The 13,261-nt window shown below is 39.3% G+C and carries 16 protein-coding genes; 11 read left to right on the top strand and 5 right to left on the bottom strand.

Features of this window, described 5'->3' with window-relative positions; all coding sequences use genetic code 11:
- Genes HCU67_RS10465 through HCU67_RS10435 form a run of 7 tightly spaced genes read left to right on the top strand, consistent with a single transcriptional unit; the run spans position 1 to position 4,477 of the window.
- Positions 1-1,056: a type III polyketide synthase gene (locus HCU67_RS10465; RefSeq protein ID WP_168552573.1), complete on the top strand. Its 1,056-nt coding sequence runs from the start codon at positions 1-3 to the stop codon at positions 1,054-1,056.
- Positions 1,057-1,842, top strand: coding sequence for an SDR family oxidoreductase (locus tag HCU67_RS10460; protein ID WP_168552572.1), 786 nt, complete (start codon positions 1,057-1,059; stop codon positions 1,840-1,842).
- Entirely contained in the window at positions 1,839-2,288 is a 450-nt protein-coding gene (locus HCU67_RS10455) for a 3-hydroxyacyl-ACP dehydratase FabZ family protein (RefSeq protein WP_168553485.1), read from the top strand. The genes HCU67_RS10460 and HCU67_RS10455 overlap by 4 nt, the downstream gene beginning before the upstream one ends.
- Entirely contained in the window at positions 2,278-3,549 is a 1,272-nt protein-coding gene (locus HCU67_RS10450) for a beta-ketoacyl-[acyl-carrier-protein] synthase family protein (protein ID WP_168552571.1), read from the top strand. The genes HCU67_RS10455 and HCU67_RS10450 overlap by 11 nt, the downstream gene beginning before the upstream one ends.
- Before the next feature lie 6 nt (positions 3,550-3,555).
- Positions 3,556-3,813, top strand: a complete 258-nt coding sequence (locus HCU67_RS10445; RefSeq protein WP_168552570.1) for an acyl carrier protein — start codon at positions 3,556-3,558, stop codon at positions 3,811-3,813.
- On the top strand, positions 3,813-4,031 hold the full coding sequence (locus HCU67_RS10440) for a hypothetical protein (protein WP_168552569.1): 219 nt from the start codon (positions 3,813-3,815) through the stop codon (positions 4,029-4,031). Before HCU67_RS10445 ends, HCU67_RS10440 begins: the two co-directional genes overlap by 1 nt.
- A complete protein-coding gene (locus HCU67_RS10435) occupies positions 4,031-4,477 on the top strand; it encodes a hypothetical protein (RefSeq protein ID WP_168552568.1) in 447 nt (148 codons plus the stop codon). The genes HCU67_RS10440 and HCU67_RS10435 overlap by 1 nt, the downstream gene beginning before the upstream one ends.
- Here the strand turns inward: HCU67_RS10435 and HCU67_RS10430 are convergent.
- A complete protein-coding gene (locus HCU67_RS10430; protein WP_168552567.1) occupies positions 4,452-4,970 on the bottom strand; it encodes a YceI family protein in 519 nt (172 codons plus the stop codon). The genes HCU67_RS10435 and HCU67_RS10430 overlap by 26 nt on opposite strands.
- Before the next feature lie 209 nt (positions 4,971-5,179).
- Here HCU67_RS10430 and HCU67_RS10425 point away from each other — a divergent pair, with 209 nt between their 5' ends.
- Positions 5,180-5,494 (top strand): hypothetical protein, encoded by a 315-nt coding sequence (locus tag HCU67_RS10425; RefSeq protein WP_168552566.1) that lies wholly within the window; start codon positions 5,180-5,182, stop codon positions 5,492-5,494.
- Here the strand turns inward: HCU67_RS10425 and HCU67_RS10420 are convergent.
- A complete protein-coding gene (locus HCU67_RS10420) occupies positions 5,489-6,604 on the bottom strand; it encodes an adenylate/guanylate cyclase domain-containing protein (RefSeq protein ID WP_168552565.1) in 1,116 nt (371 codons plus the stop codon). The genes HCU67_RS10425 and HCU67_RS10420 overlap by 6 nt on opposite strands.
- 168 nt (positions 6,605-6,772) lie before the next feature.
- Here HCU67_RS10420 and HCU67_RS10415 point away from each other — a divergent pair, with 168 nt between their 5' ends.
- Entirely contained in the window at positions 6,773-7,231 is a 459-nt protein-coding gene (locus HCU67_RS10415) for a cold-shock protein (protein WP_168552564.1), read from the top strand.
- Between the two features lie 3 nt (positions 7,232-7,234).
- Here HCU67_RS10415 and HCU67_RS10410 read toward each other — a convergent pair whose 3' ends face one another.
- Positions 7,235-7,930, bottom strand: coding sequence for an arylesterase (locus tag HCU67_RS10410; protein WP_168552563.1), 696 nt, complete (start codon positions 7,928-7,930; stop codon positions 7,235-7,237).
- A gap of 74 nt (positions 7,931-8,004) precedes the next feature.
- Between HCU67_RS10410 and HCU67_RS10405 the strand changes: the two genes are divergently transcribed.
- Together HCU67_RS10405 and HCU67_RS10400 are read left to right on the top strand one after the other, a co-directional pair.
- On the top strand, positions 8,005-8,694 hold the full coding sequence (locus HCU67_RS10405; RefSeq protein WP_168552562.1) for an ABC transporter ATP-binding protein: 690 nt from the start codon (positions 8,005-8,007) through the stop codon (positions 8,692-8,694).
- 47 nt (positions 8,695-8,741) lie between these two features.
- A complete protein-coding gene (locus HCU67_RS10400) occupies positions 8,742-11,234 on the top strand; it encodes an ABC transporter permease (RefSeq protein ID WP_168553484.1) in 2,493 nt (830 codons plus the stop codon).
- Positions 11,235-11,264: 30 nt separating this feature from the next.
- On the opposite strand, the gene HCU67_RS10395 is transcribed toward HCU67_RS10400, so the two are convergent.
- Complete coding sequence (locus HCU67_RS10395) at positions 11,265-11,624, bottom strand: DUF779 domain-containing protein (RefSeq protein ID WP_168552561.1); 360 nt, start codon at positions 11,622-11,624, stop codon at positions 11,265-11,267.
- Position 11,625: 1 nt separating this feature from the next.
- Positions 11,626-13,149 (bottom strand): aldehyde dehydrogenase family protein, encoded by a 1,524-nt coding sequence (locus tag HCU67_RS10390; protein ID WP_168552560.1) that lies wholly within the window; start codon positions 13,147-13,149, stop codon positions 11,626-11,628.
- Positions 13,150-13,261 lie beyond the last annotated feature (112 nt).

The following is a 13,261-nucleotide window of genomic DNA, read 5'->3' as shown; positions in this document are numbered from 1 at the left end:
ATGACAAATACCCATATCGTAGGCGTTTCAAAAGCCCTTCCCCCATATACTAGGAGTACCAATGAAATTATACCGTATATACAAACTTGGCTCGAAAATGAAGATGATCGTTTCCGAAGGAAAATAACTAAGATTTTTGAAGGTGCCGGGGTAGACAAGCGTTATGGTATCATGCCTATCGAAGAAGTTTTTACAACAACTAGTTTCGAAGAAAAGAATAAAGTTTATGAAAAGTCAGCAAAAGAGTTAGGGGCAAAAGCACTTCAAAAGGCATTGGATGATCAGCAATGGAATCCAGAAAGCCTTGATTTTATCATAACTGTCAGTTGTACAGGAATTATGATTCCGTCTTTGGATGCCTATTTAATCAATTCTCTTGGTTTACGAACGAATATCGTTCGCTTACCAGTAACCGAAATGGGCTGTGCTGCAGGAGTTTCCGGTTTGATATACGCCTATAATTTTTTAAGGGCAAATCCGGGAAAACGAGCTGCCATAGTAGCCTTTGAAAGTGCGACCGCAACTTTTCAACACAACGATTTTTCGATGGCCAATATGGTAAGCGCGGCAATATTTGGCGATGGGGCAGCGTGTGTTTTGTTATCTTCTGAAAAGGAAGCTGCAGGTCCTAAAATTATTGATGGTGAAATGTACCACTATCCAGAATCGACACATTTAATGGGTTTTGATATGACCAATACCGGTCTTCAGATGATTTTAGACCCGAAGGTCCCGGAGCGAATAGCAACAGATTTTGAAAAGGTGATTTACCCATTTATCGAACAAAACAACAGGAGGATTGAAGACGTAGACCACTTAATTTTCCATCCTGGTGGAAAAAAAATAGTTCAAGCAGTCGAAACACTCTTTGGGGAAATGGGTAAAAACATTAACGAAACCAAGGAAGTACTCAGGGAGTATGGCAATATGAGCAGTGTTACCGTGCTTTATGTTTTACAAAAGTTCTTACACAGGAATATGGCCAAAGGGGAGCTAGGATTAATTCTGAGTTTTGGTCCCGGTTTTTCAGCACAACGGGTCTTAATTGAATGGTAAATGGGCAATACAACAAGAAAATGGGCATTGATATTAGGGGGTAGTAGTGGTTTAGGCCTAGCCACAGCAACTAAACTTGCCAAACAAGGGTTTAATTTAATTCTTGTACATCGAAATAGACGTACGGACTTAGAAGGCATCGAAAGTACCTTTCAAAAACTCCGTGACATCGGGGCCATTGTGTTGTCATTCAATGTTGATGCGACAAATGGTGACAAACAAGATTCCGTTTTAGAGGAAGTTGCTGCAGCTCTTTCGAATCAGAAAATAAAGGTATTGGTACATAGTATTGCCAAAGGAAACCTTAAACCAATGTATTCAGAAAACAGGCCATTATTAAATCATCAAGATTTTGAATTAACGATTTCCGCAATGGCGCTCAGCCTATATGATTGGATTCAGAAACTTATTGCATTGCAATTGTTTGAAAGTGATTCTAGGATAGTAGCATTTACAAGCGAAGGTAGTTCTAAAATAATACCTAACTACGCTGCGGTATCAGCTGCAAAAACCACCTTAGAAAGTTTGACCAAGGCAATCGCCGTTGAACTGGCACCAATTGGTATTAAAGCGAATTGCATACAGGCAGGTGTTTGTGATACAGCCTCTTTTCGATTGATCCCTAATAGCGAACTGATTGCTAAGGTAGCTCTAAATCGAAATCCGAATAGACGTTTGACCACCGTAGAAGACGTGGCAAATGCTGTTTATTTATTGACGACCGATGAGGCCAAATGGATTACCGGTAATGTTTTAAAAGTCGATGGAGGAGAAAGCCTATGTTGAGCAATGAGGATATTATTTCTAGACTTCCTTATAGTAAACCCTTCTTATTTGTTGATGAATTGGTTAGTATAAGTGAAGAGGGAATAAGTGGTTATTACAGTTTTCCGAAAGATTCTTTTTTCTACAAAGGGCACTTTAAAGACAATCCAATTACCCCAGGTGTCATTCTTACCGAATGCTGCGCCCAAATCGGATTGGTGGCTTTAGGGATTTGTCTGTTGGGAGATGAATTGGTAAAAGATTCTGTGGGAGTTGGAATGACCAGTTCTGAAATGGAATTTTTAAAACCCGTAGTTCCAGAAGAAAGGGTAAGAGTAGTTTCTGAAAAACTATACTTCCGTTTTAATAAATTGAAATGCAAGGTGAAAATGTACAATACCAATGAAGAATTGGTCTGTTCAGGCACCTTGGCAGGAATGTTAGTGAATAAAGAGGATGAAAAATAGGGTTGTCATAACGGGTATGGGAGTTTGCACTCCATTGGGTAACAACCTTCAAGATTTTTCAAGAGCCTTGGATGTTGGCAAATCTGGAATTACACATCATAGCACTCTAAAAAACCTCAATTTCAGCTGTCAGGTTGCAGGCCAACCAGATTTAAATTCAATTGAATTATTGAATTATTTTTCTTCTGTCGAATTACGTGGACTAAACTCTTCAGGTCTTGTTTATGGGGCATTAGCTGGTTTGGAAGCTTATAAGGACGCTGGATTACAATTCAACCCCTCATCCCCAAATTGGGATTTAGGTGTCGTTTTTGGAACTGGTATTTTAGGCGTGGATAAATTTAGGGAGGCAATTCATAAGGTAGATGATGGTCTAGTTAGAAGATTGGGCAGTGGGGTAGTGGAACAGACTATGTCTAGTGGCATAAGCGCATTCTTAGGAGGAAAAATCGGTGCAGGTAATCAAGTCACAACAAATTCCTCTGCCTGTAGTACCGGAACGGAAGCTATATTAATGGGCTATGAACTCATTGCGAATGGTCAAGCAAACAAAGTTCTTGTCGGCAGTTGCAGCGATGGCGGTCCCTATGTATGGGGAGCCTTTGATGCTATGCGCATTTTACCTCGAAAATTCAATGAAGAACCCGAAAAGGCAAGCAGACCTATGAGTGCGACTGCGGCTGGTTTTGTTCCAGGCTGCGGTTCTGGCGCCCTATTCTTGGAATCTTTAGAAAGTGCACTTGGTCGTGGAGCAAAAATCTATGCAGAAGTTTTGGGTGGTGCAATCAATAGCGGTGGACAACGAAATGGTGGTAGCATGACAGCTCCAAATCCTGAAGGAGTTCAACACTGTATTGCTAATGCTTTAAGCAATTCGGGAATAAATGCTTCTCAAATAGATGCAATTAATGGCCATTTAACTGCAACTTCAAAGGATGCTGAGGAAATAAGGAATTGGAGTATGGTTTTGGGAAGGGATGGAGAGGATTTTCCTAAAATAAACAGTTTTAAAGGACATCTGGGACATTGTTTGGCTGCAGCCGGCAGTATTGAATGCGTTGGGGCCGTTCTTCAAATAAAAAACGATCGTCTTTTTGGCAATAAAAACTGTGAGGATGTTCATCCGGATATTCTTAATCAAATTAGTTCTAAAAGCATACCTCAAGAATCAGAGAATTATAGCATAAATCATTTGGCAAAAGCCAGTTTTGGCTTTGGAGATGTGAATGCATGCGTTATTTTTGGTCGACACAGCGACTAAGAACCGATGAACGAAGAACACTACACTAAACTTAAAACCATAGTTGCCCAATATTTGCCGGATGATGTCAGTGCAGATTCTATAAATACTTCAAGCAACTTTACCACCGAATTGAATATTAATTCAGCGAATTTGGTCGATATTGTTTTGGATGTCGAAGACGCTTTTGACATCATTCTCGAAAATGAGGATATGGATGGTATGCAAACCGTCAATGACGCACTTACCATAATTGAGCAAAAATTGGAAAAGCCTAATTCTTAATGGATTTAAAAAGAAAATGGTTGCTCACTGGTGGATTCGGTGCCTTATTATACGGTTTTGGAATCTGTTGTGTGATAGAAAGTGCTTTTTATAAACATAGCGGTGCTCCCTTGTGGGAATGGGTAGTATTAGGAACGGTCTCGCTAAGTATTCTATTGACTGGAACCGTGCTTTTGATTAAAGCTGGAATATTAGGTCAAAAATTAAAATCTGAATAGTGGAAGGTTTTTTTGAATGGGCATTGACCAAACTCCGCGTTGATAAACGGTTATTAATAACATATGTATTGGTATATTTTCTTTGGGGGCTTGCTATGAATTGGTTCGGCGCCCAAGTAGAAATTGCCAAATTTACCTTTTGGTGGCAGGTAATTACCTGTTATATCCTATATATGGTTCCCATCTCACTGCTTCTTAGAGGATTGCCCTTTCATACTCAATACGCATATGGGCTTATTGCAATGGGGTTATTAGAGTTTGGTGGATACGCCTTACAAACATCCTACGCTTATCCCAACAATATTTTAGATCAGTTATTTAATATCAGAAACTTCAGTCTTGCAATGAGTCTTTTCTTCGCCCTCTACTTTCCATTGGGGAATTGGGGTGTAGGCAAAATCTATGATTTACTTTTTGGTGTTACTGAAGCTCAAAGGAAAAATTAACTTTCACCAAATTATCCGTTCTTTCCTTTTTAATGGTAATTCCATAATCCGAAGAATATAGTGAAGTATTTCCTAAAAGTTTGTTTCTTACTTCTTTAAAATTGATTTCCAAGGGTTTACTTGTTCCTTTCATTGTAAGGGTTCCGATAACTTTAAAACCATTGGTCTGTTTACGAATGCTAGAGCTTTCAAAGTAGATTTTTGGATAGTTCTTGACATCAAAATAACGACCGCTTCGTAAGGAGATATTCCTTAAAAAGTTATTGGTATCCAAAGTTTTACTATCGACAGCCCCCTTCATTTTAGACCCTTCCAAATTGTTGAAATCAATTGTAGAAGAAGACTCGAATCCTTCAATTGTGCCGCTTACGTTCTTTGAAGGAAACTCGAAGGTTATTTCAGCTGTCTTTATTTGGGTTGATTGACCATAAATTTGTCCTTGAATTGCCAGAGACAGTATTAATACCGAAGTAATTATTCTTCTCGTCTTCAATGTTGAATTTTTTAATTGATATGACTTGAAGATAAGATTTAATTCGGTTAGTTGTGGACTGACAGTAATCGTAGTTATGTCATCATCTTCAAATGGTTAACTCAATGTTAAGCGTTGAATAAAGTGTTAATAATGTTACAAAGTAGTAGTAATCAAACGTTTTCGTAAGATTTTTTCCTAATTTTAAAGTACTTCAAATTCCCCAATAGATGACAACAGAAATAAGTACTAATTACGATAAGGTACATCGAAGACTTGAGCGCGAGAGTGAAGCGGTTTCTCGACTATTAAAAAAGACTACTTCTTATCGTTTTGAGCCTAAAGATTATAGCTGTTTTCAATTGCTTCAGCAATTGCGAATTGAGCTTGAAGAACTTTCAAATCAACAGCAAATTGCTTTAACGGAGTACAATTCAAAAGGTTCCATTGCAGATTCAGATATAGCGGACATTGAAGAGCTCTCCAGTCGTTTCAAGGAATTAGAGACAAATATGGCCACGTACTTACTGCGGGTTACTTCATAGCAGATCAATATTTCCCGAGATAGGATTTGTTATAATTGAACTTATACCAATTTCTTTCCGTTTCCCTTTCAATAAAACACTTCCTAAAAATGTAGGTTTTGACGATTTGTCAAGCTCCAATTCATCTAACAATTTTGTTGATATCAGTAGGTTTGCGTCGTGCTTATTGCACTCTGCTTGAATGCGGGCAGAGGTATTGATAACATCACCATGATAGGCAAGTTCTTTTTTTACAAATCCAACTTCGGCAACCATTAGAGGACCACCATGAATTCCTGCTTTGAATTCGGGAAACACATCGTATTTGCTTAAGTAATATTCTTTTCTTGATAAGCGTTGGGCCTCAAAGGCAAAAAAGACCCCAAGGCAATTGTTGTTTGCCAATCCTTTTTGGTATGGCCAACTCAAAACCGCCTCATCTCCAACATATTGATAGATTTCGGCGCCATAGTCCAATACCACCTCATTAAGGTCATAAAAACAATCTTGTATAAACTGACTGTATTTATGGTGTTCAAGTTTTTCAGCAATGGTAGTGGAGTCCTTTAAATCCAAAAACATAAATATGCGTTCTTCCTCCTGTGGATTTTTATAATGACCCATCAGCATTTTAAAGAATACCCCAGGACCAAATCGTTCTGCCGCAATTTTTAATATTGAAAAGACTAACGAGGCTAATATGATATACCACATTACGGCCCAAAAACGTTTGTCAAACCACCACCAACCGGGCTGTAACTCAAAATTTATAGGAAAGATCTTCGAGAAAAAGCCGATGCCCAAAGAGAAAACGAAGATGGTACTTGTAAAATGCAACAGTGTATTTACTAGAAGCCCAACGCCTAATCTCAGCCGCTTTAAAAGATACTTCTCATAAATAAAGTCAATTAGGCCATACAGCAGTCCTAACCCAAGACCTAAGGTCGTGGCCACAAAAAGTGGAATGCCGAAGGGGCGTTCTTGAAGCTGTTCTGGCGTCAAAGTATCTAATTCATTTTCGAGGCCATAAAAACGAAAAATAGCGTATGAGAAAAGTGCAAAACCCCAAAAGAGTATGGATTGAACCAGAAGTTTTATAAGGAGTTTGCCGTTTCTGTTTTTTGATTTCATACGATTATATCTAACACAATCTTAGGTATAAATTAAAGAACGTCAACCAAAGTTTGCCGATAATTTAGTAGCGTCTGCTTCATTCCACGCATCGTACAATTTACTTTTTTATCGTAAAACATTTTGATTCGCAATTTAAAATCCTATCTTCCCTTTATATTAATATTTATGGCGAGATCACAGCAAACCTTTAACAAACGAGAGAAAGAAAAACTAAAGCAAAAAAAGAAGGAAGAAAAGCAAAAGCGCCGTGAGGCACGCAAAGCTGAGGCCAAAGAAGGCGATGGTGGCATACCTTTCGCCTATGTGGACCAGTTTGGAAATCTAACCGACACTCCTCCAGACCCTTCTGAAAAGATTAAGGTAGATGCTGAAGACATCGTTTTGGGAATTCCTCAAAAGGAAGAGACTGACGAAGATAAATTCAATCCAATTCGAAGTGGTAAGGTAGCTTTCTTTGACCATTCTAAAGGCTTTGGGTTCATCATGGATAGTGAAACCCAAGAAAAGCACTTTGTTCACGTATCCGGACTAAATGATGAAATTACTGAAAACGACAAGGTAACTTTTGAATTGGAAAAAGGTCAGAAAGGCATGAACGCAGTTCGCGTGAATTTAGAAAAGTAAATCTTAAGGCTTTATAACTGGTTCAAGAAATTCCCAAACCGTATTTGCGACAATGTGGTGCCCTTCAGCAGTAGGATGTATGCCGTCAGCCTGATTCAGCTCGGCTACACCACCAACATCCCTTAACAGAAAAGGAATAAAATGAAGTTCATTTTTCTCAGCAATTTCGGCAAATAACTTCCGAAACCCAGTGGTGTATTCTTGCCCCATATTTGGTGGTAATTGCATCCCTGCTAAAACAATCGGTATGTTCGGGTTTTTATCACGTACCGCATCCACTATGCCCTGAAGGTTTTCTCTTGTTTCTGAAAGTTGTACACCTCGAAGTCCGTCATTTGCGCCGAGTTCCAAAATAAATACGTCTATATCCTGCTTTAAAATCCAGTTGATTCTACCAATTCCACCAGCTGTCGTTTCACCGCTCACACCTGAATTGACCACCTCGTAATTCCAACCAAGGGAATCGATTTTTTCTTGGATTATTCCAGGAAATGCTTCATCGGAGTCTTCAAGACCATAACCTGCCGTTAAGGAATCTCCAAAAAATAGAATCTTCTTTGTTCCTGATTTCGTTTCAGCTTCCTGTACTTCATTTTTTGATTCATCTGAAACACCAGTATCTTCTTTCGTTGATTCCTTGCATGAGAACAACATCAAAAAACCTAGAAAATAACACAACTTTAAGAAGTTTCCAGACATAGCGGTTAGGGGGTGTTAAAACGATTGTTTAGTTTTAGATTTTGATGAAAATTCCAAATCAATCAGCATATTAAATGTCAAAGATATTAAAGATAGATGGGTTGCGGAAGACCTATACCAGTGGCTCCAAAGAGTTAACCGTACTTCAAAATGTGAGCTTTTCCGTTGAAAAAGGACAGACGTTTTCAATAATTGGACCTTCTGGAAGTGGAAAAACGACGTTGTTGGGACTTTGTGCTGGACTCGACACTCCAAATGAGGGTACCGTCGAACTTTGCGGTTATAATCTTTTTGAACTCAATGAAGATGAACGAGCACAATTGCGAAACAAAGAGGTCGGGTTCATTTTTCAAAATTTTCAGTTGTTACCGACCTTGACTGCCTTAGAGAACGTAAGTGTACCGCTAGAGTTACAAGGTGTTAAAAATGCTGCAACAAACGCTAAAACATTACTTGATAAAGTTGGTTTAAGTGGGAGGCTTCATCATTATCCATCACAATTATCTGGTGGTGAGCAACAACGTGTGGCCTTAGCTCGAGCATTTTCAAATACCCCTTCCATATTATTTGCTGATGAACCCACAGGCAATTTGGATGCTGAGACTGGGGAAAATGTTATACAACTACTTTTTGAGCTAAATAAAGAAGCGGGTACGACCCTGGTCATAATTTCACACGATTTGGATTTGGCGCAACGTACGCAACAAATTCTACGCCTAAAAGGAGGGCAAATAGTCACTAACGAAGTTGTTACCGCAGTTTGATGAATAAAGGATTTAAGTCAAAAGCCGGTACTCTTTGGTTATTCAAAATGGCTTGGCGAGATGCAAAAGACAGTCGAGTTCGTTTGTTGTTATTTGTTGCATCAATTGTACTTGGCATCGCTGCCGTTGTGGCGATACAATTATTCAGTCAAAACTTAGAGGATAATATTAAACAGCAATCCAAGGCCTTATTAGGTGCTGACTATTTAATTGATAGCCGACAATTACCAAATGAACGCACGCAAGAAATTATTGATTCTTTGGGGCCAGATGCCTTTGAGGTCAATTTTGTATCCATGATTGCCTTTCCAAAAAATGGAGGCACCAAATTGGTTCGAGTTCGTGGCATAGAAGGTGCTTTTCCGTTTTACGGTGAAATTGATTCCCAACCAGAATCAGCTGCAAAAAACTATCAATATAATGGAGGTGCCTTGGTCGACGCTACATTAATGCTGCAATACGACATCGTACCGGGAGATTCCATTAAGGTCGGAAAAGTGACCCTTCCAATTGCCGGGGCCTTAAAGGCAATTCCGGGCTCTACTGCGATTTCTACATCGGTGGCGCCCCCTGTAATAATTCCATATCGATTTATCGCGGATACCGAATTGATACAGTTTGGCAGCCGAAAAGAGTACCAATATTTTTTTGAAGACACAGAGTCTGACCTTGAATTGCTTGAAAGGACCATCGACCCTCAATTGGATGTTGACAATGCAGATTTGGATACACACACCGCTACCAGTAGAAACCTGGGAAGACGGTATGACAACGTTGGTAAATTCCTCAATTTGGTTGCCTTTATCGCATTACTTTTGGGCTGTATCGGTATCGCAAGTTCCGTCAATATTTACATCAAGGAAAAATTAAAATCCATTGCGGTCTTAAAATGTATGGGGGCTTCCCGAAGGCAGAGTTTCTTGATATTTTTAATTCAAATTGCCGGGATAGGTTTATTGGGAGGTGTTTTAGGCACCTTGGCTGCAGTTGGTCTGCAAGAATCATTTCCTTATATACTTCAAGATTTCCTGCCCTTTGAAGTTGAACTAAGAATTACGCCTCAGCCTTTGGTTTTGGGGGTTGTTCTCGGAGTATTAATGTCGGTTCTTTTTGCCCTTTTACCTTTACTGGGTACTTGGTTCGTTTCTCCATTACAGGTTTTACGGGTTGATTCTGAAGCTACTAATCCTTCAAAGAAGCCGCAATTCGTTTTATTTACCCTGATTGTTCTATTCCTTTTTGGTTTTTCATATTGGCTTTTGAAAGATACGGTCTATGCTTTGGCCTTTGTAATCGGTGTACTGGTCATCTTTTCAATTTTAGGGGGCGTGTCTTCTTTAATTATGAAAGCGGTGAAAAGATTCTTCCCAAAGAATGCCGATTATACCTTAAGACAACCGTTGCTCAACCTATTTAGACCGAATAACCAGACTTTAGTTCTCATAGTGGCTATAGGGCTGGGTACCTTTTTAATAGCAACTTTGTATTTCACCAAAGATATTTTACTGGCGAAAACCCAACTCGAAAAATCTGAAAACAACCCGAATCTCGTAGCGCTTGATATTCAAAGTCAACAGGTGGATTCTGTACAACGAACATTTGAAGAAAACAATTTAAGGGTCATCAATAATATTCCATTGGTCACCATGCGGTTGCACAGTATTAAGGGGGTGCCTGTAAAAACCTTGCAAAAAGACACTACACGCCAAGTTAGTAGATGGATTCTTAATCATGAGTTCCGAACCACTTATCGCGATTCGTTGATTGCTTCTGAGCAGCTTTTATCAGGGGATTGGATTCCCAATTTTGAAGGAGACGGAATGATACCCATTTCAATCTCAGAAAATTTTGCTGGTGATGCACGAGCAAAAGTGGGGGATACCCTCGTGTTTAACGTTCAAGGTGTATTGATGGAAACCAAGGTTGGGAGTATTCGTCAAGTGGATTGGACACGATTACAGCTCAATTTCTTGGTAGTATTCCCTTCTGGGGTATTGGAAGAAGCCCCTCAATTTAATGTGCTGACAAGTTATGTTGGTAATGAAAAGATTTCAGCAGATTTGCAACGCGATTTGGTAGAACAGTTTCCTAATGTGTCAATAATCGATTTAAGACAAGTTTATTCCATCATAGAGGAAATATTGGATAAGGTCTCATGGGTCATTAATTTTATGGCTTTCTTTAGTATACTAACCGGTATAATCGTATTGATTGGCTCCGTTAGAACTAGCAAATATCAACGAATTCGTGAAAGTGTATTACTTCGAACCTTAGGTGCCAAGAACAAACAGATTCTTAAGATATCGGCTTTAGAATATCTTTTCTTAGGACTTTTAGGAAGCCTGACAGGTTTGCTACTTGCTATGATAGGAAGTGTATTATTGGCCTTATTTTTATTTCAAGAACCATTTACTCCTTCAGTCATTCCATTTTTAATCTTTTTACCCGCTTTGGTTCTTTTAGTAGTCGCCATTGGGCTAAGTAATATTCGACCTGTTCTTAAAAGTTCCCCTCTTGAAGTTCTAAGAGGGGCAGGTTAGAATGAAAGTAGTGGAATTGAACACCTAAAACTAAGTTTGTTTCAAAGCTTCAAGTTCGTTTTCATTAAAAATCCTTGATTTTACCACAAACCGAAGCCCTAATGGTATTTCTACGGAAAAACTCGAACCACGGCCTTTAACAATATCAACTGTTAACTGCGTATGTTTCCAATATTCAAATTGGTCTTTAGACATGTAAAATTCACAGCCATGAATTGTACCCAGATGAACATCGGTGTCATTGAGCATTAGTTCTCCTTCAGGAAAACACATAGGTGACGAACCGTCGCAGCACCCACCACTTTGGTGAAACATGAGCGGACCATGTTGTTCCCTAAGGGAATCAATGACCCGCTTTGCTTCATCAGTTATCAAAACACGTTCTACCATTTTAAAAGAAGCCTAAGGCGTTTTTATCATGTGAGATTAACATGTTCTTGGTCTGACGGTAATGGTTAAGCATCATTTTATGCGTTTCACGACCGATACCGGATTTTTTATAACCACCAAACGGAGCATGGGCAGGGTAGAGGTGGTAGCAATTGACCCAAACACGACCAGCTTCTACTTTTCTTGAAATCTGATAAGCTTGATGTGTATTACGTGTCCAGACTCCAGCTCCAAGGCCATATAAGGTGTCATTCGCAATTTCTAAGGCCTCAGCCTCGTCTTTAAAGGTCGTTACGCAGGCCACCGGACCAAATATTTCTTCTTGGAAAACACGCATCTTATTATTTCCCTTCAGCAAAGTTGGCTTAATGTAATAGCCTCCTTCCAAGCCCTCATTATAAGCAGCTTCTCCACCGGTCAATACTTCACAACCTTCATCTTTACCAATTTCCAAGTAGTTCAAAATTTTCTCATATTGATCATTTGATGCTTGGGCACCCATCATGGTTGTAGGGTCTAAAGGATGACCCAACTTTATAGCTTCAACACGTTCAATAACGCGTTCAATAAACTTTTCATAAATATTCTCTTGAATAAGAATTCGAGATGGGCAGGTACATACCTCTCCTTGGTTTAAGGCAAACATGGCAGCACCTTCCAAGCATTTATCAAAAAACTCATCATCTGCATCCATTATGCTTTCAAAGAAGATATTTGGACTTTTTCCACCCAATTCAAGGGTCACTGGAATAATATTTTTTGAAGCATATTGCATAATAAGCTGTCCTGTAGTGGTTTCTCCTGTAAAGGCAATTTTGTTGATTCTTGAACTTGATGCTAGCGGTTTTCCTGCTTCAATACCAAATCCATTTACAACATTCAATACTCCTGCAGGTAGAATACCTTCAATCATTTCCATTAGAATCATGATACCTACTGGGGTTTGTTCTGCAGGCTTTAAAACCACACAGTTTCCGGCCGCCAATGCAGGAGCCACTTTCCAAGCTGCCATTAAAAGTGGGAAATTCCATGGAATAATTTGACCTACTACACCAAGCGGTTCTTTAACGTTCATGGAAATTGTATTTGCATCAAGTTCACTTACCGTTCCCTCTTCTGCTCGTATCACTCCCGCAAAATATCTGAAGTGATCAACTGCCAACGGTAAATCCGCAGCCATGGTTTCACGAATGGCTTTACCATTATCCCAGGTTTCTGCCCGGGCCAAGGCCTCAAGATTCTGCTCCATAACATCAGCAATCTTTAATAGTGCATTACTACGCTCGGTTGCAGAACTGTTGTTCCATGCGGGAGCGGCTTCCCAAGCGGCATCGATGGCCATATCAATATCTTCGGCTGTAGATCGGGCAATCTTTGTAAAACTAGCCCCATCAACAGGTGAAATATTGTCAAAATATTCTCCCTTTGCCGGAGCCGTCCATTTTCCTCCAATATAGTTGTCATATTGGTTTTTAAACGATGGCTTTACCAAAGCCTTTTTCTCGGTTGTGCTTACATCACTCATTTCCTTATTATTTTATTAGTTATTCGTTAATTAATTGAAATACAAGGTACTGTGATGCACAGCCATTTCTTTGAACTATTCTATAATCCCTATGAACAATCCTATCAATATT

Source organism: Croceivirga thetidis, from assembly GCF_012272815.1.
Classification (GTDB): domain Bacteria; phylum Bacteroidota; class Bacteroidia; order Flavobacteriales; family Flavobacteriaceae; genus Croceivirga; species Croceivirga thetidis.
Note: the sequence above shows the minus strand (reverse complement) of the source record. Positions and strands in the feature narration are given on the sequence as shown.

What these genes read in the sequence shown, in the direction of transcription:
- HCU67_RS10465 (WP_168552573.1), top strand. Translation starts at nt 1, where the DNA reads ATGACAAATACCCATATCGTAGGCGTTTCAAAAGCCCTTCCCCCATAT.
- HCU67_RS10460 (WP_168552572.1), top strand. Translation starts at nt 1,057, where the DNA reads ATGGGCAATACAACAAGAAAATGGGCATTGATATTAGGGGGTAGTAGT.
- HCU67_RS10450 (WP_168552571.1), top strand. Translation starts at nt 2,278, where the DNA reads ATGAAAAATAGGGTTGTCATAACGGGTATGGGAGTTTGCACTCCATTG.
- HCU67_RS10445 (WP_168552570.1), top strand. Translation starts at nt 3,556, where the DNA reads ATGAACGAAGAACACTACACTAAACTTAAAACCATAGTTGCCCAATAT.
- HCU67_RS10440 (WP_168552569.1), top strand. Translation starts at nt 3,813, where the DNA reads ATGGATTTAAAAAGAAAATGGTTGCTCACTGGTGGATTCGGTGCCTTA.
- HCU67_RS10425 (WP_168552566.1), top strand. Translation starts at nt 5,180, where the DNA reads ATGACAACAGAAATAAGTACTAATTACGATAAGGTACATCGAAGACTT.
- HCU67_RS10420 (WP_168552565.1), bottom strand. Translation starts at nt 6,604, where the DNA reads ATGAAATCAAAAAACAGAAACGGCAAACTCCTTATAAAACTTCTGGTT.
- HCU67_RS10415 (WP_168552564.1), top strand. Translation starts at nt 6,773, where the DNA reads ATGGCGAGATCACAGCAAACCTTTAACAAACGAGAGAAAGAAAAACTA.
- HCU67_RS10410 (WP_168552563.1), bottom strand. Translation starts at nt 7,930, where the DNA reads ATGTCTGGAAACTTCTTAAAGTTGTGTTATTTTCTAGGTTTTTTGATG.
- HCU67_RS10405 (WP_168552562.1), top strand. Translation starts at nt 8,005, where the DNA reads ATGTCAAAGATATTAAAGATAGATGGGTTGCGGAAGACCTATACCAGT.
- HCU67_RS10400 (WP_168553484.1), top strand. Translation starts at nt 8,742, where the DNA reads ATGGCTTGGCGAGATGCAAAAGACAGTCGAGTTCGTTTGTTGTTATTT.
- HCU67_RS10395 (WP_168552561.1), bottom strand. Translation starts at nt 11,624, where the DNA reads ATGGTAGAACGTGTTTTGATAACTGATGAAGCAAAGCGGGTCATTGAT.
- HCU67_RS10390 (WP_168552560.1), bottom strand. Translation starts at nt 13,149, where the DNA reads ATGAGTGATGTAAGCACAACCGAGAAAAAGGCTTTGGTAAAGCCATCG.